Origin of the sequence: Dorea sp. AGR2135 (assembly GCF_000420885.1) — a bacterium.
Taxonomy (GTDB): Bacteria; Bacillota; Clostridia; order Lachnospirales; family Lachnospiraceae; genus Dorea; species Dorea formicigenerans.
Map to the genome: position 1 here is coordinate 1 of NZ_ATVU01000069.1, position 1,580 is coordinate 1,580.

The window sequence follows — 1,580 nt, forward strand, 5'->3', positions numbered from 1 at the left end:
GTAACAGTTCAGCCTTCGGCTGAACTAAAATATAAAAAACAGAGAAATTTTATTTTTTGGAGGAAGAACTTATCCACAGTTTCTTCCTCATTTTTTTGAATATCCTTTATCTAACAGAACTATTAATTACATTTTGATTAAAATACTTTATTAGGAATAAATTTGGGCTATTTTTTGTGGACAACTATTCTTGATAAGTTGCTAAAATCAATTTTTATCCACCGTCATTTTGACGACAACGTTTTATAATAAATTTTTCTTTTTATTCGATTTCTGTTAAACTACTTTTATCGGAAATCGAAAGAAAAGGGGGAGAATCTTATGGGACGAAAAAGCAATTATGAAAATGGAATGTATAATCAGTTAATGGATCTCATGAATCGCATGGATTCTTTTGAGAAAGAATCGAACCAGAAGATTAGCTCCCTGAACCATAGAATTGATGAACTTGAAAATGAAAACGCTATATTAAAAACAGAAAACGCTGTTTTGAAAGCGGAAAATAAGTTGTTAAAAGAAGATAATGCTCGGCTGAAAAGTATTATTAATAATGACAGTTCTAATACTTCACTTCCTCCATCTACAGACCAAAAGTGTGGCAAACCAGCTAATACTTACAATGGAAGAGAAAAAAGTAATCGAAAATCTGGAGGACAAAAAGGACGTAAAGGAACAACATTAACAAAAGCAGATGTTGAAGAAAAAATCAAAAATGGAATTTATAGACCTGAAATCAGGAATCTCGGGAAAGTAAAAGGAAATCACTATGTAACAAAGTATATCCTGGATCTCGAGGTGAACCCTAAGGTTATTGAATTACGGATTTATCCAGATGAAAATGGAAAACTTGCAATCCCATCAGAATATCGTAGTGATGTGACATATGGAGCCAATGTAAGAGCACTGGCTGTTTCGTTATACAGTGAAGGGGTTATGTCGAATGATCGAATTGCAGCATTTTTAAATGCTGCAAGTGAAAATACACTGGAACTATCAGAAGGGAGTGTTTATAGTTTTTGCCGTAAGCTAGCAGAAAATGCACAACCAAGTATTTCACATTTGGAGACAACTCTTTTAAATCAAAAAGTTGTTGCAACAGATGCAACCGGTATTACAGTAAATGGCAAGTTGAATTATATCCGAAATTTTAGTATTCAGAATACTGTAGTGTATCGTGCAATGAAGAGCAAGGCAATTGAAGCCTTGGAAAAAATAGATTTCTTAAAGAAGTATTCAGGAACGCTAGTTCATGACCATGAAACTGCACTTTATCATTTTGGGACGGAACATGCAGAATGTAATGTACATTTATTACGTTATCTACGCAAAAATACGGAAGAAACAGAGAATCAATGGTCTAAAAAAATGTCTGATCTTATGAAAGAAATAAATCAAAAACGCAAAGAACTTTTAATTCAGGAAGAGCGTAGATTTTCAAAGAAAGAATTGCAACAATATGAAACCAGATACAAGGAATTGATTATACTAGGACGAGAAGAGAATAAAAAAACTTCGCATGAGTATGCAAAAAGTGATGAAAAGACCTTGTTAAACCGATTGGAAAACTACAAGTCTAATCA

The 1,580-nt window shown here is 32.9% G+C and carries 1 protein-coding gene; it reads left to right on the forward strand.

The window, feature by feature from the left end; genetic code table 11:
* Positions 1–321 precede the first annotated feature (321 nt).
* On the forward strand, positions 322–1,580 hold a 1,259-nt coding region (locus G593_RS0118230), incomplete at its 3' end, for an IS66 family transposase (RefSeq protein ID WP_029732603.1).